The 25768-nt window shown below is 64.9% G+C and carries 17 protein-coding genes; 10 read left to right on the forward strand and 7 right to left on the reverse strand.

The window, feature by feature from the left end; translation table 11 throughout:
• Positions 1–16: 16 nt before the first annotated feature.
• From BMZ38_RS07730 to BMZ38_RS07740, 3 genes are read right to left on the reverse strand one after another with little or no spacing between them, the layout of a single operon-like run.
• Positions 17–1183, reverse strand: a complete 1167-nt coding sequence (locus BMZ38_RS07730; RefSeq protein ID WP_091336063.1) for a response regulator — start codon at positions 1181–1183, stop codon at positions 17–19.
• Entirely contained in the window at positions 1180–2418 is a 1239-nt protein-coding gene (locus BMZ38_RS07735) for an EAL domain-containing response regulator (protein ID WP_091336064.1), read from the reverse strand. Before BMZ38_RS07735 ends, BMZ38_RS07730 begins: the two co-directional genes overlap by 4 nt.
• Complete coding sequence (locus BMZ38_RS07740; RefSeq protein WP_175484748.1) at positions 2408–8728, reverse strand: PAS domain S-box protein; 6321 nt, start codon at positions 8726–8728, stop codon at positions 2408–2410. The genes BMZ38_RS07735 and BMZ38_RS07740 overlap by 11 nt, the downstream gene beginning before the upstream one ends.
• Before the next feature lie 199 nt (positions 8729–8927).
• Between BMZ38_RS07740 and BMZ38_RS07745 the strand changes: the two genes are divergently transcribed.
• On the forward strand, positions 8928–11054 hold the full coding sequence (locus BMZ38_RS07745) for an EAL domain-containing protein (RefSeq protein ID WP_091336068.1): 2127 nt from the start codon (positions 8928–8930) through the stop codon (positions 11052–11054).
• Between the two features lie 20 nt (positions 11055–11074).
• Here the strand turns inward: BMZ38_RS07745 and BMZ38_RS07750 are convergent, their stop codons facing one another.
• Positions 11075–11629, reverse strand: coding sequence for a response regulator (locus BMZ38_RS07750; protein WP_091336070.1), 555 nt, complete (start codon positions 11627–11629; stop codon positions 11075–11077).
• 4 nt (positions 11630–11633) lie between these two features.
• Positions 11634–12851, reverse strand: a complete 1218-nt coding sequence (locus BMZ38_RS07755; protein ID WP_091336072.1) for an ATP-binding protein — start codon at positions 12849–12851, stop codon at positions 11634–11636.
• A 557-nt stretch (positions 12852–13408) separates the two neighbouring features.
• Here BMZ38_RS07755 and BMZ38_RS07760 point away from each other — a divergent pair.
• The 4 genes from BMZ38_RS07760 (at position 13409) to BMZ38_RS07775 (ending at position 18462) form a co-directional block, all read left to right on the forward strand.
• On the forward strand, positions 13409–13933 hold the full coding sequence (locus tag BMZ38_RS07760; protein WP_091336074.1) for a Csu type fimbrial protein: 525 nt from the start codon (positions 13409–13411) through the stop codon (positions 13931–13933).
• A 1-nt stretch (position 13934) separates the two neighbouring features.
• Complete coding sequence (locus tag BMZ38_RS07765; protein WP_281243885.1) at positions 13935–14657, forward strand: fimbrial biogenesis chaperone; 723 nt, start codon at positions 13935–13937, stop codon at positions 14655–14657.
• Positions 14658–15355: 698 nt separating this feature from the next.
• Positions 15356–17992: a fimbria/pilus outer membrane usher protein gene (locus BMZ38_RS07770; protein WP_425477768.1), complete on the forward strand. Its 2637-nt coding sequence runs from the start codon at positions 15356–15358 to the stop codon at positions 17990–17992.
• A gap of 71 nt (positions 17993–18063) precedes the next feature.
• A complete protein-coding gene (locus BMZ38_RS07775; RefSeq protein ID WP_175483710.1) occupies positions 18064–18462 on the forward strand; it encodes a Csu type fimbrial protein in 399 nt (132 codons plus the stop codon).
• Positions 18463–18871: 409 nt separating this feature from the next.
• Here BMZ38_RS07775 and BMZ38_RS07780 read toward each other — a convergent pair whose 3' ends face one another.
• Positions 18872–19795 carry a LysR family transcriptional regulator gene (locus BMZ38_RS07780; RefSeq protein WP_091336081.1) on the reverse strand — a complete coding sequence of 308 codons (924 nt, stop codon included), beginning with the start codon at positions 19793–19795 and terminating at the stop codon, positions 18872–18874.
• Between the two features lie 151 nt (positions 19796–19946).
• On the opposite strand from BMZ38_RS07780, the gene BMZ38_RS07785 reads away from it, so the two are divergent.
• Genes BMZ38_RS07785 through BMZ38_RS07795 form a run of 3 tightly spaced genes read left to right on the forward strand, consistent with a single transcriptional unit; the run spans position 19947 to position 21763 of the window.
• A complete protein-coding gene (locus tag BMZ38_RS07785; RefSeq protein ID WP_091336083.1) occupies positions 19947–20363 on the forward strand; it encodes a tautomerase family protein in 417 nt (138 codons plus the stop codon).
• A 60-nt stretch (positions 20364–20423) separates the two neighbouring features.
• Positions 20424–20855 carry a carboxymuconolactone decarboxylase family protein gene (locus BMZ38_RS07790; protein ID WP_091336085.1) on the forward strand — a complete coding sequence of 144 codons (432 nt, stop codon included), beginning with the start codon at positions 20424–20426 and terminating at the stop codon, positions 20853–20855.
• Between the two features lie 11 nt (positions 20856–20866).
• Positions 20867–21763: a PhzF family phenazine biosynthesis isomerase gene (locus BMZ38_RS07795; RefSeq protein ID WP_217638734.1), complete on the forward strand. Its 897-nt coding sequence runs from the start codon at positions 20867–20869 to the stop codon at positions 21761–21763.
• Here the strand turns inward: BMZ38_RS07795 and BMZ38_RS07800 are convergent.
• Positions 21760–23178 (reverse strand): aminotransferase-like domain-containing protein, encoded by a 1419-nt coding sequence (locus BMZ38_RS07800; protein WP_091336087.1) that lies wholly within the window; start codon positions 23176–23178, stop codon positions 21760–21762. The two genes, BMZ38_RS07795 and BMZ38_RS07800, sit on opposite strands and share 4 nt — an antisense overlap.
• A 102-nt stretch (positions 23179–23280) precedes the next feature.
• Between BMZ38_RS07800 and BMZ38_RS07805 the strand changes: the two genes are divergently transcribed.
• Positions 23281–24192 (forward strand): DMT family transporter, encoded by a 912-nt coding sequence (locus BMZ38_RS07805; protein WP_091336089.1) that lies wholly within the window; start codon positions 23281–23283, stop codon positions 24190–24192.
• Positions 24193–24315: 123 nt separating this feature from the next.
• On the forward strand, positions 24316–25614 hold the full coding sequence (locus BMZ38_RS07810; protein ID WP_091336092.1) for a S41 family peptidase: 1299 nt from the start codon (positions 24316–24318) through the stop codon (positions 25612–25614).
• The last annotated feature ends 154 nt before the right edge of the window (positions 25615–25768 follow it).

A 25768-nucleotide genomic window follows, 5' to 3' on the forward strand; every position in this document is an offset into this window, starting at 1 on the left:
ACTGCGGTTGGCGTCCTCACAGCTCCAGGTATTTGCCGACCTTGGCGAGCAACACCTGGGGACTGATAGGCTTGGTGACGAAATCGACGGCACCGGCGGCCAAGCTCCGGATGAGGGTGTCACGACTGCTCTGCCCCGTGAGCATGATCACCGGAATATCGCTCGAGTCGGTCTGCTTCAGCTTCCGCGTCGTCTCTACGCCGTCCTGGTCCGGAAGCATGTAATCCATCAGGATCACCGAGGGCTTCACCTTCCGTAAAAGGTTCAGTGCCTCCGTTCCGGACCCGGCGAATATCACTTCGTAGCCTTCCCGTTCAAGGATCCTTGCAACCACTTTCTGGCTGAATTCGTCGTCGTCGACCACCAGTACCCGTCGGGCCACCGACCCACCCAATACCTTCAGGAGCGAGCGTGCCTGCTCCAGTTGTGCCGAGGATTCGCGCTGCAGCTCGCTCGCCCACTGGCGCAGCGGTTCGGTAGCGACCCGACCCGACTCGACCAACGGCCCGATCTGTTCGACCAGGGCACCGAATTCCTTCTCAAGCTTCTGTGCGTCGCGCACCGCGACCGCATCGTCCAGGCCGCCGTGGGCAAGTCGGTCACGCAGATGGGTGATCGCCTCGCCGAGCCGCTCCCCGTTGCGTGCCAGCTGCGCAGCGGCCGACTCGGCCTGCATGCCGCCTTCCGCCAGACGTCGGTCCAGCGTACGTCCGAAATCGTCGAGCTTGCGCGCGTAGTCGCCCAGCTGCCGCTCGTTGAAGGACAGGCCACGGGCCTGCTTGAGCTCGCGCAATGCCACGTGGATCGACATCGGCAGACGGCTGCCGTCATACGGGGTCGGCCAGAACAGGACGTAGTCGTCGAAGTACTGCTTGCGACACAGGTCGAAGGCCTTTTTCACCTGTTCCTTGCCGCAGAACACGATGGTGCGATGGCTGTGCTGCTGAGCGGCGGAGCCGAAGCGGTACAGGCCCAGGTAATAGCTCTGGGCGTCCTCGATCCTGTTGAAGACGAGCAACAGCACGTCCGGTCGAAGGCGCTCGAAGTCCTCCACGTAGCGCTCGGGGTCGTAGGACACCGAGATGTTGGAATAGTCGGTGGCCAATTGGGCCTGCAGGGCCTCCGCCTCGCCCCTCTGGTCGGAAGCGACCAAGATCTTGCCATTGACATCGATGCCGCTCATGCGCGTGTTCTTGCTGCATGGTTGAGCGCCTGGAAGTCGACCGGCCAGCGCTCCAGCCAGGACGAGATGGCCGCAGAGGGCAAAGGCCGTGCGATGGCCCACCCTTGCGCATGGGTGCAGCCGGCCTTGCGGACGAACGCCCAGTCCTCGGGCGACTCCACGCCCTCGGCGACGCAGATCATGCCCAGGCTGGCCGCCATGCGCGCGCTGGCTTCCACGATCGCCCCGTGCACCTGATCCGCGTAGGCACCGTGGACGAAACTGCGGTCGATCTTCAACTCGGCAAACGGCAGGTCGCGCAATTGTGCGAGAGAGGAATGCCCCACCCCGAAGTCGTCGATCGAAATCGCGAATTTCTTCAGGTGCAGCCTGCTGAGCGCAGTCAGGGTGGCCGTCAGGTCTCGCATGATGCGGCTTTCGGTCACCTCCCAGACGATGTCCGACGCCGTCAACCCGCTTGCTTCCACGAGCTCCTGCAGCCGTTCGACGACGGTGGGATTTTGCAGCGTATCCATCGACAGGTTGATCGCAAGCGGCAGCTTGATGCCCTGCTGGCGCCAGGACCGGAGCTGTTCGGTTGCAAGCAGGATCACACGGTCGGTAAGCGCATCGATCAGCCCGTAATCCTCCACCAGCGAAACGAAACGCTCGGGATACACCAGGCCCTCCTCGGGGTGCCGCCAGCGAACCAGGCATTCCATTCCCGAGGGCTCGCCATCGGCCATCCGGACCTGCGGCTGGTAGTGCAAGATCATCTGCCCGTGCTCGATCGCCCGACTCAGTTCGGTCTCGCTGTACTTGTTGGCCACCATTACCCCGGCGTGCTGGGCTGGCCTGGCCGGGGCGTGCCGATGATCCGCAAGCAGTTCTGCGAGCTTGCGTGGATCGACCGGCTTGGGCAGGCTCCCGAGGACATTGAGTCGCAACGCGCGGGCGAGCTTGGTGGCTGCTTGCAACAGGCGCGCCCCCTCGCCGGTGACCAGCACCAGGCCTCCCTTCCAGCGCGCCGTTCCAAGAGCCTCGATGAACTGGATGCCATCCATCTCGGGCATGGCGAGGTCGCAAAGGATGAAATCGGGCGCGTGCCCACCCAATGCTTCTGAAAGCGCATCACGCGCGTGCGCCAGCCCCTTGGCGACGAAGCCATGGCGCTGAAGCGCATCCAACAGCAACTTGCGGCTGAAGGCGTCGTCGTCGACGACGAGAACCTGGTGGGCGTTTGGATTAGGCGTCATGTCGTCCGATCGGCGCTCTGGTGATTTCGTTGTCGACGAGCTGCCACTCTTCCTGCAAGTCGATCAGAAGAGCGGAGGCCTGCTTCTTTTCGGCTTCGGCATCTGCGCACAGCTGCTCCATCTGTTCGCAAAGATCGCCCATCCGCCCAGCGCCGACCGAGCGGGCCGACGACTTCAGACGATGGGCGATGCTCATGGCATCACGCCAGCTCTCGGTGGTCACCGCCGCATGCAGTGAGAGCATCAGGCGCGTAGCGCCCTGCTGGAACTCGTTGAGGAAGTCGGCGACTACCTCGGGCTCGTCTCCCACCAGTTGCTGCAACACGCGAATGTCCACATGCCGGGACGGCGAAAGCGCGTCGGCGGCAGCTTCCACGGGGTCGGCTGAACGGCTTTCCTTACACATCGGCGGTGACGAGAGCAGCCACCGGTTGAGCACCTCCCGCAGCCGATTCAATTCGACCGGCTTGGTGACCACGTCGTCCATACCCGCCTCGTAGCACCGGACCTCGTCGCCGATGATGGCATTCGCAGTGAAGGCAATGATCGGAATCCGCGGCAGACCCCTGCGGGCTTCTTCCTCGCGGATCGTGCGGGCTAGCGTATAGCCGTCCATGTGCGGCATGTGGAGATCGGCCAGGACTGCATCGTAGCCTCCCCTGCGCCACGCGTTCAGCGCCTGCTCGCCGTCAGCGGTAATTTCCCCGCGGACGCCCAGGCGATGCAGCTGGCGCTGGATGACCCGCTGATTGATTTCGTGGTCCTCAGCGATCAGCAGGCGCACGCCCTCGCTCACGAAGAAAGCCTGCATGGCGGCTGGAGCGGGAGCTTCGACCGGCCGTTGCCCCAGGATGGTTGCCATCGCCTGCTCGAGGCCGAACGCGCTCAGCACCGTGCGGCTGAGTGGAACGACCCCGGCGTCGACCGCCCCGGCTGCCTGGAGCTGGCCGGGAAACCAGGCCACCATCGGCACCTGCTGGTCGCAGGCCGCATCGGTCATGCGCCGGAGCTGTCGCCAATCCTCCGCACCGGGCCCGGCGAGCACGAAAGGCTTGCCTGCGTTGGGCGTGACGCCCGCGTCGAGTTCACTCCCCAGCCAGCGCGCCATGTCTTCGCCCCGGCCGAAGACCTGGTAAGGCACCTGTAACGCCTGCAGGCAAGTAGACGCGTCCGCCAGGAATGCCTGGTCGTCCGAGACCACCAATGCATGCAGCGAGCGCACGCTGTCGGCCGGTAGCTCGGTTGGCGTCCACGCCCCCTTGTGGAAGCGGAACGTAAGAGTGAACACAGTGCCTTCATCCGGGAGGCTGTGGCAGACGATCTCACCCTCCATTAGTTCCACCAGGCGTTTGCAGATCGAAAGTCCCAGCCCCGTGCCGCCGAAACGGCGGGTCGTGGTGCCCTCGCCCTGGGTAAACGGGCTGAACACCCGGCCGAGGACCTCTTGGGTCATACCGATGCCGTTGTCCCGGATCTCGATGGTCACCTCCAGGCTTTGGCCCTGGCAGGGACGCGCATCGACGCGCAACGCCATTCGGCCGGTGATGCCCTTGCGCCCGGCGGAGAACTTGATCGCGTTACCCACCAAATTGTGCAGGATTTGCCGGACGCGGATCGGGTCCGCCTCGATGGTCCGCGGTACCGAGGGCGAGACGTACGCGCGCATCTCTACGCCTTTGACGTCGGCGACTGCCGCATGCGTGGCACAGACGGCTTCAACCATGCGCTCAAGTTCGACCGGCTGGATTTCAAGATCGAGCTTGCCCGCCTCGATCTTGGAGAAGTCGAGGATGTCGTCGAGCAGGTCCAGCAGCGTCGACGCTGACTGCTGGATGGTTTCGACCATCTCGCGGTCGCTGCGCGGCAGGGGGCTCTGCAACAACAATTCGGACATGCCCAGCACGCCGTTCATCGGCGTGCGGATCTCGTGGCTCATGGTCGCGAGGAACGCGGACTTCGCGCGGCTGGCCTGCTCCGCTTCCGTCCGCGCTCGCATCAACTCGTGCTTGGCCGCCAGCTCCTCGCGTACGTCGCGGATGATTGCTGCGTACTGGGGCTCGCCATGCAACTGGTAGAAGCTCACCGACACTTCCAGCGAACGTGGGTCGCCGTCGGCTGCCACGCCCTCAAAGGATCCTTTCAGAAGCAGCGATTCGCCGGCGCCGTGGTCGGCACCGTCCTTCCACAGGTCGGCCCGGAATATCTGCTCGAAAAGACCCGGTATCAGTTCCCTGAGGTCGCGGCCCACGGCAGCGTTTACCGGCATGCCGAAGACTGGCGTCACCGCGGCGTTCGCGCTCGTAATGATCCCGTCGCGATCAATCGTGATCACGCAACTGGGAATGTTCTCGACGATCGCGCGGATCTGTTCTTCCTTGTTGCGCAGGAGGAGATTGGTCGCGTAAAGAGCATCCGTGCGTTGTTCGACGCGCTCTTCCAGCTCCGCATTGAGCTGCTCCAGCCGCAGGTGCGCGTCGCGGCGCTCGGTGATGTCGCGCGTCACGGCTACGTAGAACGGAGGCTGGCCTGCAGGATGGATGTGTTGCACCGCCATTTCCACCGGCAACTGCGAACCGTCCCGGCACGCCAGCTCGGTCTCGAGCCGGTGTCCTTTGTCCGGCCGCGCCGCGGCCGATGTAAGCAGCGCCATCACTCGCGGGCGCATGTGGGGATCCTGCAGGTCGAGCAGGGTCATCGAAAGCAGCTCTGTGCGCGTGTAGGCGCTCTGGCGGGACGCCCCCTCGTTCACGTAGAAGATCTGAAGCGTGTCGGGATCGAAACTGAACGTCGCCTCCTCGATGGCATCCAGGGTGCTCAACGCCTGGTTGGCCGCGCCCTGGATGCGGCGTCGTTCCGAGGTGTCCTCGACGACCGTGAAGATGCGCGGCGCGTTCTCGCCCTCGACATCGATCACCGAGTAGGTCACGTGCACCCAGAAGTCGCTGCCGTCCGCCCGCAGCATCCGCTTGTCCAGCGACCCGGCCGCGGCTTCCCTCTGCAGCAACCGCCTCAGCAGTGCCTCGTCCCGCTGCCTGTCTTCGGGATGGGTCCAATCGGACCAGGCCCGAGGGGCATGGTCGCTGCCGGCATGGCCGACCATCTCCAGCAGCCGGCGATTGGGAAGCAGGGCCAGGCCGCCTTCGAGATGGGCCATGCCCACCGCCGCCTGTTCGAAGGTGACGCGCAGCCGCGCCTCGCTCTCGCGGAAAGCCGCTTCGGCGGCATAGCGGTCGCTGACATCGATGATGCTGCCGATCAGCTCGACCAGGCCACCGCCCTCGTCGCGGATGGCGTGCAGGTGGTCGGCGACCCAGGCATAGCTGCCGTCAGCGCGGCGCAGGCGGTATTCGTAGGACCAGCGATCGTGCGTATCCAATTTGCCGTTGAACTCGGCAAGCACGCGCTCGGCATCGTCCGGGTGCACGTGCTCGGCCCACCACGTGCTGCTGGGAAGCTCGTCCTCGAAGCGGTGGCCGAAGGGGTCCACCTTGGAAGACAGCCACACCGGCTCGATCGCGCAATCGGCCGTGGGCCGCAACACGTAGACGAATGCCGGCAACGATTGCAACACTTCGCGCTGCCGTTGCTCCACGCAGGCCAGTTCGCGCGTCGCAGCCTTGACCCGGGTAAGGTCGGTAATGGTTCCCACCCAGCCCGGTTCATCATCCTGCTCGGCGGACGAACGCAGCCTCACGGCCTGGATCAGCGCCTGGATTTCGCTTCCATCCGCATGGTGCAATCGGCATTCGGCAACAAAGCTGTCGCTGCCCTCGCGCGTGCGAACCCACGCTTGGCGAAACGGCGGGGCGTCTTCCGGATGGATCGCGTGCAGCCAGCCGTAGCCGAGATCGTCCGAGGCGTGCCTTCCGGTGAGAATGTCCCAGTGGCTGCTGATGTAACGGCACGCCCCTTCCCCATCGGCCTGGAAGATCACCACCGGCGCGGCCATGCACAATGTTTCGAACAGGCGCCGGCTGCGATCGAGCGCGAACTGGATCTGTTTGTGCCGGGAGATGTCCTCGATGGCCACGACCATGCGCAGGTCGCTGCCGCTGCCGAACCGAGTCGCCCGCATCTGCATCCAGAGCGGGTTCGGGTCGTCTCCCCCGGTATAGACGTACTCGCGCTCGAAGGTCTCCGCCTGTTCTTGGACCACGGCGCACAGGCCCGCGTGGATGACCGGCGCCTCGGGGTGGGTCGACAACGAGATCTTTTCCAGCCAGTTGGATCCCACCACGGCTCGAGGCCGGTCGCGGGTCGCCGGATTGCCCTGCTCCCATGCACGGTTGGTCGCCAGCACCTTGCCCGTGCGATCGAGGATCGCAATGCGCGACGACAGTGCGCCCAGCGCCGCGCGGCTGAGCAGGTCGCTGTCACGGCGCGCCTGCTGATCCTCGATCCGGCGCGATTCGTCGCTCGCAAAGCCGACGTAGATTTCGCGGCCTTCGAACTGAACCGACGTGAGAAACACGAACACCGGCAGCTCACGGCCGTCGCTGCGCCGCAGCTTCACGTGCAATTGTTGCGGTCCTTGGGTCTGGATCACCTGCCGCAGCTGACCCCAGCGCTCGCCGCCGAGACCGGGATGGATGCGCGTGAGGTCCAGTTGTTCGAGCTGCTGGTTGCTATAGCCGAGCAGCCGGGCGGTGGCCCGGTTGGCGCGCAGGCCATGACCGTGTTCGTCCAGCCAGAACACCGAAACCAGCGACTCCTCCAGGGTATGGTTGGCCAGCGTGAGCGAGCGCAGCATGTCGCGCCGCTCGGTCACATCGGTGAGCATGGCGTCCACGCAGTCGGTGTTCCGGCCCCCCGCGCGGACCACGCACAGGCGTTCGTGGATCCAGCGATGGCGTCCCTTGGCAACGACGATGCGGAATTCGTGCTGGTGCACGCCCGCTTCGGACACCGCTGCCCAGGCAGCGTTCACGCGTGCGCGGTCCTCCTCGTGCACGAAGCGCTGGAGGACCTCGTCGGCCGAGAGAATCGTCCCCGCTTCGATGCCCAGCAACTGCCGGGCACCGTCGCTGACGAAATGAACCGGTCGCCCCTCGATCGCCTGCCAGCGGTAGGCCATGCCATCGAGATTGGACAGGATCGAGCGCAACCGCGCTTCGTTGTCGCGGATCTCGGCGGTCTGCCGCTGCACCAGTTCCCCCATGCTGCTGGTGAGGCGGCGCAGTTCTTCTTCCGTCCACACTTGCTCGCTGATGTCGCGCGAGGTCACGAGTGCGCGCCGGATCGAACCGTCCGCATCGCGCAAGGGAGCGGCATACACGTCGCGCCAGCGCTGTTCGCCGGCGATGATCGCTGCGCCACGGAACCGGCTGGCGTCCCCTTCGGCGACACGGGAAAGCGCCTGCTCGGCCAGCCCGCGGTAGGACGGCAACCAACGTCCGAGCCAGTCCGTACCGATCACCTCTTCGCGTGTCTTGGTGCCCTGTAGCCTGAGGCCACTGGGTGAGACGTCCTGGATCGTGCCGTCCAGACCGACCACGGTGATCGAGTCCGGGCTCGAATCGAACAAGCTTCGTGCATAGGCCTCGCTCTCGCTCAGTGCAAGGCGCGAGGCTTTCTGCACGTGGATGTCCTGGTGGGTTCCGGCCACCATGTGCGGGCTGCCGTCCGCACAGCGCTGGATCACGTCGCCGAGCGAGAGCGTCCAGCGCCACTCCCCCGATCGATGGCGCAGGCGGTATTCGATCCGCAGCCGCATCGGCTCGGCCGCAACGAGGAATGCCTGCAAGGCGGCCTCGGCGCCTGGCAGATCATCCGGATGCACCAGCGATGCCCAGCCGGCGTAGCTCATCTCCACGTCGCCGGGCCCATAGCCCAGCAACGAGGGCCAGTCGTTTTCCGAATAGGCACGGCCGCTGCGCACGTCCCATTCCCACAGGCCCACGTTGGCCGCGCGCACGGCGCGCTCCACACGACGCAGTTTCCGCGCGAGCAGCTCCCGCTCCGCCCTCATGGCGAGTGCCTGGGCGAACAGGTCCGCCACTTCGCGCAGGCCGGACTTGTCGGCGCCCTGCGGCGCCCACAGCCGTCCTGCCACGGTACCGTCCGGCATCGACAGCGGGCGGCCGACCCAGCGCGCGACCTCTTCCACACCCGGCGCGGGCAAAACCCCGGCCGCCACCGCATCACCCAGCACGGCGACACGCGTGCCCTCCCAATCCACCACCAGGCAGGGCGTATTCAGACGCTGCAGTGCAAATCGCTCGAGTGGTGCCAGGGCACCCTGTTCTCCCCCCACGTCAGGGGGCATCGGGATCGGGTGAAGCATAGATAGCCGTGGCAGGAGGATGGGCACGCATGCCGGCGTGGGGCATCTGCTTTTTCACACGAAGCGGCAGAGCTTGATAGCTTGCACACAATATCGGCACGGTCTGATGAAGACTTGAACAGCTGCGCCGGGGACATGCGTGGACCACGGCGCGGCGCCCTGCCCCTCCCTCAAGCTCGCCCCAAGCGCGCCGATATACCACAAAGGTCCGGTCGCCAAAGTGCCGATGACGAGAACAACCAGCGACCCCTTGTTCGAACTGTGCTACGCATGCGTCGATGCACCCGTGATCGTGCTCGAGGTCGCGTCGGCCGGCCTGTGCATCTCCCGGGTCAATCCGGCATACGAGCGGTTCTTCGGCCGCAGCGCTGACACGGTGGAGGGTGTCAGCTGGCACCGTGCACTGGGTCAGCCGCCGTGGCTCGATGACATCGAGGCCGACCTTCGCGGCGGTGAAGTGGTCGAGTGCACCGGCCCCATCGACCTCGATGGCAAGCTTCGCTGGTGCAAGCTGGTGGCGCACCCCGTGGCCGATGCGGACGATCGGCTCGCGCGGGCCATCGTTACCGTCCATGACGTGACCGAAGGTGTCGCCGCCGAGCAGGCGCGTGCGTTTCTTGCCAGCCATGACGCGGTATCGGGCCTGCTGCGTCCCGGGCAGGTCAAGGACAACCTTGCCGCGAAACTGGTGCGCGCCGTCACCCAGTGCCACCGGTTGTTCGTCTGTTACGTCGACATCGACAAATTCGGCGCCTTCAACGAGACAGACGGCTTCGAGGCGGGCGACCGGCTGCTGCGACAGATCGCCGATCGCCTGGTCGACGGCGGGCGGGACGTTGCCCTGGTGAGCAGGATCGCCGGCGACGAGTTCATCGTCGGTGGCATCGATGCCACCGGCGACGCGGACATGCTCGAGGTAGGCCAGCAGTTGCTCGACGAACTGAAGCAACCCATGTCGCTGGGCACCGTCCAAGTGCGCCTTGGCGCGAGCATCGGCATCGCCTGCTTCCCCGACACCGCGGCCAGTGCGGAGGATCTGCTGCAGCAATCGGCGCTGGCCGCGCGTACCGCCAAGGAGCGCGGTGGCAATCGCGTGCACGTGTTCAATACGCGCCAGCGCAAGCTGCTCAAGGACCGCATGGATATGGGCGCGCACCTGCGGGGCGCGGTGGCGCGTGGCGAGCTCGAACTTGCCTACCAGCCGGTGGTGAATGCGGCCAAGCGGGAGATCACCGGCATGGAGGCGTTGGTGCGCTGGCGCAGCCCGCAGCTCGGGCTGGTGACGCCGGACCGCTTCATTCCCCTGGCCGAGGACCTGGGACTGATCTCGGACATCGGCCAGTGGGTGCTGGTACAGGCCTGCCAGCAGGCGCGCCGCTGGCTCGATTGCGGCGTCGGCGATTTCGTCCTTTCGGTCAACGTATCGGGTCTGCAGATGCGCGGGCAGCAGGTCATCGAAGACGTGAGCCGCGCCCTGGACGGCGCACGCCTGCCGCCACGCTACCTGGAACTGGAATTGACCGAGAAGGCGATCATGGGTGATCCCGACCATGTCGCATCGCTCATGCGCGAACTGCGCAAGATCGGCGTGAGCCTTTCGATGGACGACTTCGGCATCGGGCATTCCAGTCTCGGCCTGATGCAGCGTTTTCCGGTCAACCGGCTCAAGATAGACCGCACCTTCGTATCCGCGGTGCCCAATGACATCGGGGCAGCCCGTATCTGCCGCGCGATCATCGGGCTGGCGCACGAATTCGGTTGCACTGTGGTCGCTGAAGGCGTGGAAACGGCGTTGCAACTGGGGTTCCTCGAACGCAACGGCTGCGAATTCGCGCAAGGAAATCATCTGGGCGAGCCGGTCGGTGCGGAAGGCATGCTTGCGCGGCTGCGCAATCCGTCGCTGCAGAACGCCGATGGTGCCCACCGGGGCGACGCCGGCTCGATCCTGCTGGTGGACGACGAGCAGAACGTCCTGCGCGCCCTCGCTCGGTTGCTCCGCCGCGACGGGTACACGATCCACACCGCCGGGACGTTCCTGCAAGCGTTCGAGATCCTTGGTAACGCGGCGGTCGACGTGGTGGTCTCCGACCATCGGATGCCCGAGGGTCGTGGGACCGAATTCCTCGGCAAGGTGAAGGAAACCCATCCGCGCACGATTCGCATGATCCTCAGCGGCTACGCGGATATCGGCGCGGTCACCGAGGCCATCAACGGAGGAGCCGTGTACCGCTTCCTCACCAAACCGTGGGTCGACGACGATCTTCGCAGGGTGATCCGCGATGCCGTTTCCGCGGCCCGCCGCGAACCTCAGGGTAACGCGGCGAGCCATGCAGGTGGCCAGCGCTCGTCATGAGTTCCGGTGCGCGCAACGCACTAGAGATTGTCCTCGTCCAGGTAGATCGCGCCACGTTCGTCGCGCTCCACCCGAGTGATGCCGGGGCACTCGGACTCCAGTTGGCGCAGTTCGGCTTCCTGGCGCGAGATGGTGCCCTGCTGGACACGTACCAGATCCGCCAGCCGCTGGTTCTCGCGGCTTAGCGTATAGACGTGCAGCGCCTGGATCACCGCAAGCTGCAGTTCGTTGTCGTCCCAGGGTTTGCCGACGAAGCGAAAGACCTGAGTGTCGTTGATCGCCGCCACCATCGTGGGCAAATCAGCATGACCGCTGATGATGATGCGAGCGATGTCCGGCTGGTATCGGATCGCCTCGCGCAAGAAGTCCAAGCCACTCATGGCCGGCATGCGGAAATCTGTGATGACCAGATCGTAAGGCTCGCTCTGCAGACTGGTCAGCGCCAGCGAGGCGTCGGTGTACGCGCTGATGCGGCAGGGAGCGCCGAGTCGCTCCGCGCCGATACGGTTGATTACGCGTGAGAGCGCGCTGAGGATCGCCGGTTCGTCATCCAGGAGCAGCAATTTGTAGGTCATGTTCTCACTCGGTGAACGCTGGATTGCCCCTGGCCTGCTTGACCGGGAGCGTGATCAGGAAAACGGTCCCTGCGCCGACGCGCGAGCGAACCGTCAGGTCGCCGCCGTGTTTCTTGATGATGCCGTAGCTGATGGAAAGTCCAAGACCGGTGCCACGGCCGACCTCCTTGGTGGTAAAGAACGGCTCGAAGATCCGTGGCAGGACGTGCTCCTCGATGCCGCAACCGTTGTCCTTGATCTCGATCCACACGTGGTGCGGCCCCCTGCCAGTGTGGATCTCGATCAGGCCGTTCTGTCCAACGGCCTGGGTGCCATTGACCAGGATGTTCATCAGCACCTGGTTCAATTCCGTCGGGTTGCACTCCACCAGGGGCAGTTCTTCGAAATAGGTCGCGAAACCGATCGAGTTTCCACTCAGGCTGCGCACGATGCCAAGCGTCGTCTCGATGGCCCGGTGTATGTCGAAGAGCCGAAACCCTTCGGTGGCATCGATGCGGGAAAAATCGCGCAGGTTCTGCACGATCTGGCGGATACGTTCCACGCCTTCCCGCGATTCGGCCAGGAGCAGCGGCAGGTCTTCCACGATCATCGGAAAGTCGATGGCCTGCTTGCGCGCATCCAGTGTGGTCAGCTTGCCCGCAGTCGTGCTGCCTTCCTCTCGGATGATTTCCTCGCACACTTCGACCAAGCCGAAGAGCTTGTTGACGTAGTCCTGCAACGATCCCAGGTTGGACTGCACGTAGCAGATGGGATTGTTGATCTCGTGAGCCATGCCGGCGGCCAGCTGTCCCACGGTGGCGAGTTTTTCGGCGTGAACGAGGCTCTGCCGTTCCAGCAACTGCTTTTCCTGTTCTGGACCGGCCATCGCTCCCGGCGGCTGGACCGCACTGGCCGGACGAATCGTTACGCTGGTCAATTCCGATCCATCGGCACAGGGCCTCCACTGGCGTACGATCCCCAGCGAACCGCCGCCCTCGAGCGCGCACGCTCTGCGGTCTTCCCACCCATCGCCGGCGGCCTGCGGTCTCGCCCGAACCTCGGGCGGCGGTCCCTCCACTAGGCTGAGTAGTCCCTCGGTCACGCCCGCACTCACCACCGAGGCAAGCCGGCGGGCGGCCGCATTGGCATGGCGAACCCTGCCCTCCTGGTCGAGCAAGATCACGGACAACGGCAGGGAGTCGAGGATGACTTGGGCGTCCAGCGGTGTTGCGGCAAGTGACATGGTTTAGCGTGGCCGAGAGTATCGAAAGGAACGCGGCGCCCATACTCGCGCGCAAGAGGCGTGCCAGACCGCCGTGCAAACACGGAACGCCACGCTGTGCTCCCGTGTCGGCACTCGCGCCAACGGCTTGAGGGCGCAAGCAGCCCCGCTGCGGCGTCGAAGGCACCTCAAGCGGTCGGGGCTGAGTCAGGCATCGATAGATGCATCGAATACGTGGAAAAGCGTGACGATCGTCACACGGAGTAAATGTGACGGCCATCACGTATGGACGTTTTCTTAAAGCGGGACGTGTCCAAACCGTCAATTTGTTGTTCCAGACGTCAACATATCGGCGTCGGTTGATCGAGTGATCGGCCTGCGCATTTCGTCAGGAGATGTGAGGTCGATCACAACTGCTCATGGTTTGGGTGCGTTTTACACATAGGTACCGGACTGCTGGCACAGCCATTGCCTTGTCTGCATCGAGCGAACAAACAAGGGGGCGCATCGTGCAAAACCTTTTGCTCGTCGACAAACATTGCCCGCGCCTTCGCGCGCTTTTCAGGAAAACAGTCCCAATGAATAAGATCTTCAAGTCCGCCTTGGCCGCCGCTGTGCTCATTGCGCTTTCGTCGCTGGGTGGTACTGCCTATGCCGCTACTGCTACCTCCGACCTACCGGTGTCCGCCAGCGTGACCGCCACCTGCACGATCGACGCCAGTGGCGGCCTCGCCTTCGGCGCATACGATCCGGTCGTCACCAACGCAAGCACCGACCTGACCGGCCAGGGCACCATCGACACCACCTGCACCAATGGTGCCTCCGTGACGGTCACGCTCGGCCAGGGCGCCAACGCCGATACAGGGTCGAGCGACGCTGCACCGGTTCGGCGCATGCTGAGCGGTGCCTCGGATTATCTTTCTTACCAGCTGTATTCCGATTCGGGCCGCTCCACCGTGTGGGGAAACACCGCCGGCACCGGCGCCCCCGTGACCGGTACGGGCACTGTCGTGAGCACCACGGTGTACGGACTCATTACCGCGGGGCAGAATGTCCCCTCCGGCAGCTACTCGGATACCGTCGTTGCGACCGTCACCTTCTGACATGAAGCGTTCACTCGTACGCCAGGCCGCTTGCGGCCTGGCGTTTCTTTTTCTCGCCGTCGGTCACGCCTGGGCCGGCTTCCAGGTTGGCCCCGTGAGCGCGACGCTGTCTGCCGACCAAAGGGTCGCCGCTTTGACGGTACGCAACACCGGTGCCGCTGCGGCCACCATCCAGCTCCAGGTGATGGTCTGGTCGCAGTCCGGCGGCAAGGACGTGTTCGCCCCGGCGGAGGACATCCTTGCGACGCCGCCGATTTTCAGTGTTCCTGCCGGTGGCTCTCAGGTCATACGCGTCGGTTCCCGGCGAGCGCCGGATGCACAGCAGGAGCGTACCTACCGGCTGTTCCTGCGCGAAGTGCCGCCGGCGCCGCGACCCGGATTCCAGGGGCTGCACGTGGTGCTGCAGATCAGCCTGCCAGTGTTCGTCCAACCCTCTGCGGCGATCGCGGCGAACCTGCACTGGCGCGCCACTCGCATCGATGCGGGCCATCTGAAGATCACCGCCGACAACAGCGGCACCAAGCATGCGCACCTGAGCCATCTCGTGCTGTCCGGCGAAGGCGGCAAGCGCTTGCCGATGTCGGATAAGGCCGTGTACATCTTGGCCGGCAGCAACCACGAATGGGTGGTGGATACGGCAGTGGCCGAGGGTGACCACCTCGAGCTGGCAATGGACTCCGACAACCAGGCCCTGCAAACCGACGTGGCGGTCTCCGGCCCATAACCCACGTGCGACGACGATCCGCCAACGGCAGGAGCGCAAGGCGGTGCGTGTTGTCGCTCCAGGCATCGCGAGGCGCATCACGCGCCCCCGGGCTTTCGTCGTTACCAGCGGATGCTCCTTCCAGCCGTAGTCCCGCCCGGCTCTACCGCCATGCGGCCTGCGCCACCTTATTACTGTTGGCTGCATCGCCGGGACCGCTGCTGGCTGCGGTGCACGTACGGGCCGTGCGTGTCGGCATGGATCCGAGCCATACGCGCGTGGTGATCGAGTCGGATCAGCCTATCCGGGCGCACATGACCGATGAAGGAAGCGGCGGCTCGCTTCAGATAAAACTCGACAGCGTCGACACCGGCCGCGTGCTCGCCGGGTTGGCGCGCGCCATCGGCGCGAACAACCCTTTTCTGCTCGGCGCCTCCGTCGAGAAAAGCGCGAACGGTGTACGGCTGGTGCTGCCCACGCGAGGGGCCGTGCGCACGCGGCTGTTCAACCTGAAGGCGGATGACGGCTTTGGCGACCGGTTAGTGCTGGATGTGTTCCCCGCCGACCCGGAAACCAGGCGGACTGCCAATCCGGCGTCCGTCGCGTCGATCCCAGCACGAATCGCCCTGGCCTCCGACACATTGGCGCCGCTTGCGGAGCAAGGAGATGGCCGCAGCGCGCGTATCCTGGACACCCGGGTGGGTATCGCCGCCGACCGTGTGCGGTTGGTGCTCGAATCCGATCGCCCCATAACGGCCCGCGTGGTGCGCCCCACCGCGCCGGGGGCGCTATCGATTGAACTGGGCGACGTGCGGCTGGACCAGGCGCTGCTCGACCTGCCCGGAAAGATCCGACCCAATCCCTATCTGACGACAGTGCGGATCGAGCGCGACGCATCGGGCACGCGGATGCAATTGCTTGCCCCGGCCTCCGTCGAGCCGCAGCTCTTCTACCTGGCGCCCGGCGCTGGCCATGGCCAACGTCTCGTAATCGACGTATTCCCTGAGCAGGCGCTGCCCGCAGCACCGCCGACGAAAGTGCCGCCGCAGTCCACCGAGGTCGTGAAGGCTGCGCCGGCGCCGGCCACTCCCGCCCCCTCCCCCGTGCCTTCTCCCGGGCAGACGCCGGCGGGCCTGGCCGAGGCATGGTTCGAAGTGCACGTCAACGGCACGCCGCAGGACACCACAATGGTCCTGAAGGGAAACGATGGCGCGATTTTCGTGCAGCCCGATGACCTGCAGCGGTGGCGCCTGAATGTCACGTGCGGCAAGAAGATAGAACATGGCGGGATCAGCTATTGCCCGCTTTCCGAAGTCAAGGGGCTGACCTATCACGTCGACGAATCCCTTGGCCTGCTGTCGGTCAGTGTCCCGGCCACGTTGCTCGCCGAGAACCATCTGAGCGGCATGTCCCTCGGTAGCGATCAGCCGACTCCCTCTCCCCCGGGCGCCTACCTCAACTACGACGTTTTCGCTGGCCGCGAAGACCACGGCCCCACTTCGACCAGCGCAGCGCTCGATACCGGCGTATTCGGACGCTGGGGTAGCGGCACCAACACCATACTGTCACGCCAGGGCGGCAGCCTCTCGCAGACGATCCGGCTGGATACCAGCTTCACCCGCGACCAACCGGACCGCATGGCCTCCCTGCGCCTGGGCGATACGATCAGCAGTGGCAGCGCATGGGGACGGGCGGTGCGTATGGGGGGCGTGCAATGGGCAACCAATTTTTCCACGCGGCCGACCTTCGTCACGTTCCCGCTGCCGACGGTGGATGGCGTCGCGGCAGCTCCCTCCACTGTGGACTACTACGTGAATGACGCGCTGCGCCTGCGACGCGAAGTGCCTAGCGGCCCTTTCACCATCCAGGATCTTCCGGTCGTCACGGGTGCCGGCGAAGTTCGCATGGTCGTACGCGATCTGTTGGGGCGTGAGCAGGTGGTCTCGCAGCCGTTCTACGCAAGCAGTGGCATCCTCGCCAAAGGGCTTCGCGACTATTCCTATGAGTTGGGCTTCGAGCGGAGGAACTACGGCGTATCGAGCAACGACTACGGCAAGCCGATGGCGGTGGCGACCGAACGACGCGGTCTGTCCAGTCACTTCACCGGAGAAGCGCATGCCGAGTGGCTGCCGGACCAGCAGACGTTAGGCCTGAGCGGAGAACTGCTGATCGGAAACCTTGGTGTATTGAGCTTCTCGGCAGCAGGTAGCCACGACCAGGACGGGCGGGGTGGCCTGATGGAATTGGGTTTCCAGCGCCAATCGGCTTACTTCAGCTGGGGCGCGCGCTCACAGGTCACCACGCCGGGCTTCACGCAACTGGGATACGAGGCCCCGGCATGTCCGCCCCAGCAAATGTCGTCCGCCTACTTCAGCGTGGGTGCGCCCCGGTTCGGTTCGTTCGGAATGAGCTACACGCACCAGGCCTACCGCGAGCGCGAAGACGTCGAGTTACTTGGCGCAAGCTACAGTCGTGCATTGGGTCGACTTGGCTATATGAGTCTCTCGGCGCTGCGCTTTCTTGGCGGCGACGGTTCCACCCTGGTGTCGATGACGTTCACTGCACCGCTGGGCCCGACCGACAGCGTGAGCCTCAATGGCCAGGTGCACGCCGGATCGTCCGGCGGCGCCCTGCAATACCAGCACAATCTACCTGCAGGCAGCGGTGCCGGATGGCGCCTGCAGGCGGGCCTTTCCCCCGACGATCCCAGCCTGGCCGAGCTCGCCTTGCAGAACGATGTGGGCACCTACACCCTCGGCGCGGCGCAGAGTCAGGGGCAGCGCGCCTACCAGGCCTCCGTGCGGGGTGGTCTCGCGTTGCTCGCCAATCGCGTCTATCCCAGCCGCCATATCGACGACAGCTTTGCCGTGGTGCAGGTCCCCGGCTTTTCAGGCGTGCGGGTCTACGCGGACAACCAGCCAGTCGCCGTCACCGACGAAAAAGGCTATGCGCTGATACCCCGCCTGCGCCCGTACCAGCGCAACCCGATCCGCATCGAGCAGGCCGATCTTCCGCTTGATGCAGACATCCAGGGCCTGCAGCTGGATGCGGTGCCGTACAGCCACAGCGCCGTCGCGCTGACCTTCCCGGTAACAGCGGCGCGTGGGGCCATCGTCGTGGTGAAACTCGAGGACGGCAGCTTTATCCCCGCAGGCGCTACCATCACCCTGGAAGGCAACCCCACGCCTTTTCCGGTCGGCTTCCAAGGCGAGGCCTACCTGACCGGGCTCAGTGCCGCCAACCGGCTGCACGCGAGCTGGCGCGGCCAATCTTGCACCATGACAGCAGCGCTTCCAGCCACAAATGATCCGCTGCCACGCATCGGCCCCCTTATCTGCAGAGGCGTGCGCCCATGAGATGCTCCACCTACATTGAGCCCTCTCTCAGGGCCACTCGCACCGCCACGTGGACTCTCGGAATGATTGCCATGATGGCAGTTGCACCGTTGGGCGCCGCCACATGCGGACTCAACACTCAAGGCGTGGACTTCGGCAGCTACGATTTCCAGAACAGCCAAAATCTGGACAGCGTGGGGCACGTCACCGTGACCTGCGACGTGAGCACGCCCTATACCATCGTATTGAGTCCTGGCCTTGCCGGCACCTTTGCCTCGCGCATCATGCAGAGCGGCGCTCACCAACTGGCCTACAACCTCTACACCGATCTCGCCCACGCCAGCGTATGGGGCGACGGCACCGGCAACAGCGTGACCGTGGGCGGCGCCGGCACCAATACCGACTATGCCGTCTATGGCAGTGTCCCTGCCGGCCAGAATCCGTATATAGGGACCTACAGCGACGTAGTCACGGTGACGCTCAACTTTTGAGATTGTTCGTTCTTCTCACCTTGCTCAATGCAAGATCCATCGCCTAGCCCGCCGCCTTATGAAGCCAACCACCTACGACTTTCGCCGATTCCAGGAAGAGCTCGCGTGCCAAAGCGGCGTCTGAACTGGCAGTACGACGACGACACTCAAGAATTCTTAGCTCCGAGCGAACGCTGCGTAACCCTGCATGAGATCGCGGGCAAGATCCACGCACGTACAGAATGCAGGATCGACCTTGAAGGCCCCTGGGCCGGCTGGCGCCTCCGCGGCGCGGCACTCATCCCCCGCGCAACTCCATCCGGGGGCTTCATTTCAAACCGCACAACCCAGCCGCCTTCCTCAGGTGGTCAGGCCCCAGGTCTAATTCTTGCCAGCGGCTTGGTGGCAAAGAGCCCCCGCTTCGTGTGTATCAAGCCCCGTCCACGCGGTCCCACGAGGGCTCGTGGCCGAAGTGCTTGATGAGGAAGTCCTCAAATGCGCGGACGCGAGGTGGAACTTGGCCCCGCCCCGGCTTGACGGCGTAGATTTCGCTGGCGGGAACTTCGTACTCCGGCAGCACGCGCTGCATGCGCCCGGCGAGCAAATCGTCGTAGACGTGCCACATCGAATGCAAGGCAATACCAAGCCCCGCCAGGACGGCATCGCGGATCACCTCGTTATAGTTGCTTTCAATTCGCCCGGAGACGTGCACGACCGTTTCCTTGCCCTGACGGTCGCGTAAACACCAGACATCGCGCCTCCCTCGAGCGCCCGACAGTAAAATGCAGGCGTGATTAGCAAGTTCCGCCGGAGTTTGTGGCGCTCCATGAACACGCAGGTATCCCGGCGAAGCGCAAAGTATCCGGCGATTTGTGGCCAACTTTCGCGCCACTAGCGAAGAATCGACGAGCCCACCGAATCGTATGGCGAGATCGTAACCAGCACTCACTAGATCGACCACTTGGTCGGTCAGGTCAATGCTCAAGCGTAACTTCGGATGGGCAGCAAGGAACTGCGGCAACAGGGGTGAAACATGCTGGCGCCCGAATGTCGCCGGAGCGGTCACTCGCAACGTGCCCGAAACCTCGCCGGCCGCGCTCCGCAGCCCTTCAGTCAACGAGTCGAGCTCTTCGATGAGCGCGCGCCCTTTCTCGGCCAGCAGGATACCTTCGGGTGTCGGGTGAAGTCGTCGCGTGGTTCGGTGCAGCAGCCGCACGCCCAGTTCGCGCTCGAGCCGTTTGAGGCGCTGGCTCGCCACGACCACCGAGATGTCCAGACTTCGGGCTGCGGCGCTTATGGAACCTAGGTCAAGCACCCGAAGGAAGAGCCCCACTTCGGCGACACGATCACCCATTGCAAATCACCTGTTTAAGGTCTTTCAGCGGTTTTGGTAGTTATCCGAAACGATGCAAGCGCATAGGCTGCAGCCCTGCTCGCCTCGGACGGCTGCGGCACCCGAACGCTTGCTTGCTCTTCGCCCCCAGGCCTTCTCCAAGGAACCTCCTATGCCTTTTACTCGCGTCGCCATTCCCGCGGGAACTCCGCAGATGCAAAAGGCTTCCATTGCGCGTGCAGTACACGCGGCGATGGTGGCGACAATCGCCATTCCCGAGGACGACTTCTTCCAGTTGTTGTCCGAGTACCAGCCAGGCGACTTCCACTTCGACCGTTCCTTCTTGGGCCACTTGCGCTCCGATCAAATGGTGGTCGTGCAGATCACTCTGCGCCGCGGGCGCAGTGACGCGATGAAGCGCAACCTCTACGAAAACATCACATTACACCTCGGTCGGGCTGCCGACATTCGCCCGGAAGATGTTTTCATCTACCTCGTCGAGAACGATTTTTCCGACTGGTCAGTTGGCGGCGGCAGGATGAGCATGGAGATACAGATGCAGGCAGGATCGAATGTCCGCGCGGCGTAACCCAAGCGATGCCGGCCGAGCGAGTGTTGACCCGTTCAGCCGATAGAAAAGGGCATCACCATGAATGAATCACCCCCCGGACAGCCCACCGTGAGTGGACACGCGGCGCACGACAACCCGCTAGGCTCAGCCAAGCGAGGTGAAGAACTGCTCGCGCAACTTCACGGCCAAGACGCCGCTTCAGCGCTGGCCGCCGAAATGCAGGACATCGCCCCCGCCTTTGTGGACATGACCATCGAGTGGGCGCTCGGCGGAATACTTGCTCGCCCCGGTTTGGACCTGCTAACCCGGGAACTTCTCCTCGTGGCAGCATGCACGACGCTTGGGCATGCTCCTTTGCAGTTACGCGCGCATGCGGAGGCGGCCCGCAGACTGGGGGCCACGAAGGAGCAGCTGGTCGAAGCAATCCTGCAGTTGACGTTTTATGCCAGCGGCCCATCCATCCGATCTGCGCTCTTGACATTGAAAGCTGTCTTCGACGAGAAATCCTGATGGACCTCCGGGTGTACCAAATCGACGCTTTCACCACCACTCGTTACCAGGGCAATCCGGCGGGGGTGGTCGCCAACGCGGATGGTTTGAGCGTGCCGCATATGCAAGAGATCGCTCGCGAGCTCAACAATTCCGAAACTGCCTTCGTTCTCAAGCCGACTTCCGATGACCACGATCTACACGTGCGGTTCTTCACGCCCACGAGCGAAGTCCCGGTCTGTGGGCACGCAACGCTCGCCGCACATTACGTCATGGCGCTGGAGGGTCGCCCGACCGGTAGCTATCGACAGCTTACGGGTGCGGGCGTCCAGCGCGTTCGCGTCAGCGAGACCGACAACGACTACCTTGTCACGATCGAACAGAACCAACCGGTCTTCACTTCCCCGCTGCCGCCAGATGTCGCCCGCGATGTGTTGGACGCGCTCGGTGTGGACTTCGGTGCGGTCGACCCCCGATGCCCGTTGCAATTTGTCAGTACTGGACATGGGAAGCTTCTGATCGGCCTGCGCGAGCGCAAGACTCTGCAACAGCTGGCTCCCGATCTCGGACGACTTACTGCACTGTCAGAAGCGGCTGGGACCAAAGGGTATTTCGCGTTTACCCTAGATACGCCAGGAGATGACGAGGCCTATACGTGGGGTCGAATGTTTGCTCCTGCTATCGGCATCGCGGAAGACCCTGTGACAGGCAACGCAAACGGGCCGCTCGGGGCTTACCTGGTCAGACACAGCCTGCTTGCCGTCGAAAGTGGCTTCGTACGTTACAGGGCGCGCCAGGCCGCGGCCAACGGGCGCGGCGGTTGGATGGATGTCACTGTGAGCGCTGAATCTGGGTCACCCGCCTCCGTGCAGATAGAAGGTCGGGCGGTCATGTGCTTCCAGACCACGTTACCAAGTGGAACGTACTAAAGCGAAGGGCAGTTGGAGCTCGCTGCCGCCATCTTGCCAAGCTCCCGCATCGCGTGATCCATGCGCTCGTCCCATACCAGGCCACAGCTGAGCCGCAGGCAGTCGACGTAGTCGCCGTGGCTGGAAAACAGCACACCCGGCGATGTGCCGATGCCCCTGTTCAGCGCCTGCTCGAACAGCACACGACTGTCGGCGCCCCCGGGCAGCTCCACCCAGAGCGAGAGGCCGCCTTGCGGCTCGCTCACCCGGGTCTCCGCCGGCCAGTAACGCGCAATGGCGTCGTGCAGGCGCTGGCCGTTGTCGGCCAGGGTGCGGCGCAGCCGGCGCAGGTGCCGCTCAAGGTCGTGACGCTGCAGGTAATCGGCGATCGCCAGCTGGGTGAGGCTGTTGCCGCCGACGGTGGTGAAGAACTTGGCGCGCGCCAGCACCTCACTCCACTGCCCGCCCGCCACCCAGCCCAGGCGCAGGCCCGGCGCCAGCACCTTGGAGAACGAGCCGCAGCTGATTACCGTGCTGCCGTCATCCCAGCGGCGCAGCGGCGACGGGCGTTGCCCGGACCAGGCCAGGTCGCCGTAGATGTCGTCCTCGATGATCACCGTGCCGTGCCGGTCGCAGCTTTCCACCAGGGCCCGCTTGTCGGCATCACAGGTCAGGCTGCCCAGCGGATTGTTGAAGTTGGGCACCAGGACGGCCGCTCGCACTGCGGTCTGCTGCAGCAGCTGCTCCAAGCGCGCCACGTCGATGCCCTGACCAGGGCGTGTGGGCACCTCCAGCACCTTCAGGCGCATCGCCGCGACCGCCTGCAGGATGCCGTGATAGGTCGGTGTCTCCACGATCACCACGTCACCCGGCGAGGTGACCGCACGCAGCGACAGGTTTATCGCCTCCATCGCCCCGCCGGTGAGCACGATCTCCTCCGCCGATACTTCCGCGCCCACCTGCGCATAACGCTGCGCGAGCAGGCGCCGCAGCGCGAAGTGCCCTTGCGGCGGCGCGTAATCGAGCGCGGCCGCGGACGTGCGACGCAGGCAGCGCGATAGCGATCCGGTCAGCGCGGCGCGCGGCAACAGGTCGGGCGCGGGGGTGGCGCTGTGCAGCGGCAGCAGGTCGCTGCGGGCGAGCAGCTCCATCACGCTGCGCAACGCCGGATTGTCGACCTCGCCCGGCGCACGCCGCCTTGGCAGTCGTGCCGCCGGCGCCGCTGGCGTGGCGGCGCGCACGAAGAAGCCCGAACGCGGCCGCGCCACCGCCAGCCCCTCGCGCTCCAGCTGCAGATACGTCTGCACCGCCGTGGCGGTGCTCACGCCATGCCCCTGGGCCAGCTGCCGGACCGACGGGAGGCGCTCGCCGGCACGCAAGGTGCCCCGCGTGATCTGAGCACGCAAGGTCGCGGCAACGCGTTCGTAAAGCAGCATGGGTCCGATCCATCTGTACTTGTCGAATTCGAGTCTATCTGAATCTGTATCCCTGTCGGCGACCGCCCTACGCTGGCCATCCCTACCCTCGAGAAAAACCGCATGAGCCCCCCGACCGAGCGCCCTGGCACGCGCAGCGCGCTGCTCCAGTTGCTGTTCGCGGAAGTGCTGATCGGCTCGGTAGGCGTGTTCGTGCATGAAAGCGGGCAGGACGCGGTTACCGCCGTGTTCTACCGCTGCCTGTTCGGCGGGCTGTTCCTGCTCGGCTGGGCCGCGGCGCGCGGGCACCTGCGCGGCCTGTTGCAGGACCGCACGCTGCTGCGCGGAGCCGTGCTCAGCGGTGTGCTGCTGGTGCTCAACTGGGTGGCGCTGTTCGCCGGCATGGCGCGCTCGTCGATCGGCCTGGCGACCATGGTCTATCACTGCTTCCCGTTCATCACGCTGATCCTGGCGGCGCTGGTTCAGGGCGAGCGCACGCAACCGGTAGACCTTGCCTGGACCCTGCTCGGCTTCGTCGGCGTGGTCTGCACCAGCGACCCCGCCGGCATCTACCGCCATGCCGACACGGCCCAGTTGATCGGCGTTGGCCTGGCCTTGCTCGCGGCCTTGCTCTGGAGCGCCTCATTGCTGATCTCGCGCCAGGTGGGCAAGCAGCGCCCGCTGGCGCTGGTGCTGATCCAGTGCTGGGTAGGCGTGCTGATGCTGGGCGGCTTCAGCAACGCCGGCGTGTTTCATTGGGGACTGCAGTGGATGTGGTTGATCGGCCTGGGCGTGATCCACAGCGGCATCGTCTACGTGCTGTTCTATTCCACCTACCCGCGCCTGCCCCTGGTGACCATCGTCGTGGTGGCGTTCGTGTACCCGCTGGTGGCGCTGCTGCTGGATTATTGGCTGTACGGACACCGACTGGTGCCGATACAGCTGGCAGGCGTCGCGTTGATCGTGTTGGGGACGCTCGGTGTGAACCTGAAGTGGCGTCCGCGCGGCCTGCGCAGCCACATGCTGCGTACCTAGAGCGACGCCGGAACGCTCGGCCCTACAGGCAGCATCCGATTCGACCATGAGGCAACAATGGCCACCCGCAACGTCCCCATGAGCATCTCCTCTCCTGCGTGCGTCCCTCGGACTCGCGCGACGTTGGCGAGCCTGCTCGCCCTGCTCTTCGCCGCCGGCTCGCTGCTTGCGCACGACGCCGCAGCGGCTGCTCCGACGCCTATCACCGCGCAGTGGCGCGCGGATCTGCGTTACCTGGCCACCGAGCTTCCCAAGCGCCACGTCGCACCCTTCTGGCGCCTCTCGCGGCAGCAGTTCGAGCGCGAGGTGACGGACCTTGACCGGCGCCTGCCCGCGCTCGATCCCGACCAGATCTTCGTCGGCATGGACCGTATCGAGAACGCGATCGGGGACGGGCACACCTACATCCGCATCCCCAAGGATGCGCCGACCTTCCCGCTGCGCTTTTTCCGCTTCGGCACCGATTACCGCCTGATCGCCGCGCCGCCTGGCAGCGCCCCAGCCGCGATGCTGGGAGCGCGGCTGGTCAAGGTGGGTGACACGCCGATCGCCGAAGCGCAGCGCCAGCTGCTGAGCCTGACGCCCGCCGGTGAGACGCAGCCCCTGCGTGACGTCCGTGCGACCAACCTGCTGGTCAACGGGCTGATTCTGCACGGCCTGCGCCTGATCACCGACCGCGCCGTGGCCCGCTACACCCTGCAGGCGGACGACGGCACGCGCCGGGAGATCCGTCTGCCCGCCGGGCCGGCACCGACCACCTGGCACGAGCTGCCCGCTGCGCCACCGTTGTCCCTGCAGCACCCCGACCTCGCCCTGGCCTGCACCGAACTGCCGGCGCAGCAAGCGATGTACTGCAACTTCCGCTCGTACAGGACGCTGGCGACGGATGCGCCGCGCATGCTCGCGCAGATCGACCGTGCGCATCCACAGCGACTGATCGTCGACTTTCGCCGCAACGACGGCGGTGACTTCTGCTTGGGGTTGAAGTACCTGGTCGATCCGATCCGCGCGCGGCCGGCAATCAATCAGGACGGTCACCTGTTCGTGCTGATCGGGCCGCGCTCGTTCTCCGCTGCGATGGCGAACGCCGTGCACTTCCGCCAGCTCACCCACGCCATCCTCGTTGGCGATCCCATCGGCGAGAAACCCAACAGCTATCAGGAAGCACGCGAGATGGTGCTGCCCCACTCGAAATGGGTGGCGCGCTACTCCACCCGCCTGTATCGCTTCACGGCGGGCGCAGAGAACCTGATCCGGCCAGACGTGGCGATCCCCACACCCTGGCAGGACTACCGGGCCGGCAAGGATCCCCCGCTGGACTGGACCCTTAACGTGCCGATCGACGCACACCTCAAACCGCGGGCCTGGCCAGGACTCGGCAAGACGCCTGCCGGAAGCGAGATCTGCGAGGGCGACTATTAGGGGCGAGCGCCCTGTCACTGAGTCCCTGCAGCCTGCATGCGGCCAACCCCGATAACTGGGCCATTTCCCCAACCCACACCGCGAGACCTAACGCGTTGCCCCGCGTTCGCCGCCACCGAGCGCGACCTTGCGGCCGACTCCAATGCGCAAGAAT

The sequence above is a fragment of the Frateuria terrea genome (assembly GCF_900115705.1).
In the GTDB taxonomy this organism is placed as follows: domain Bacteria; phylum Pseudomonadota; class Gammaproteobacteria; order Xanthomonadales; family Rhodanobacteraceae; genus Frateuria_A; species Frateuria_A terrea.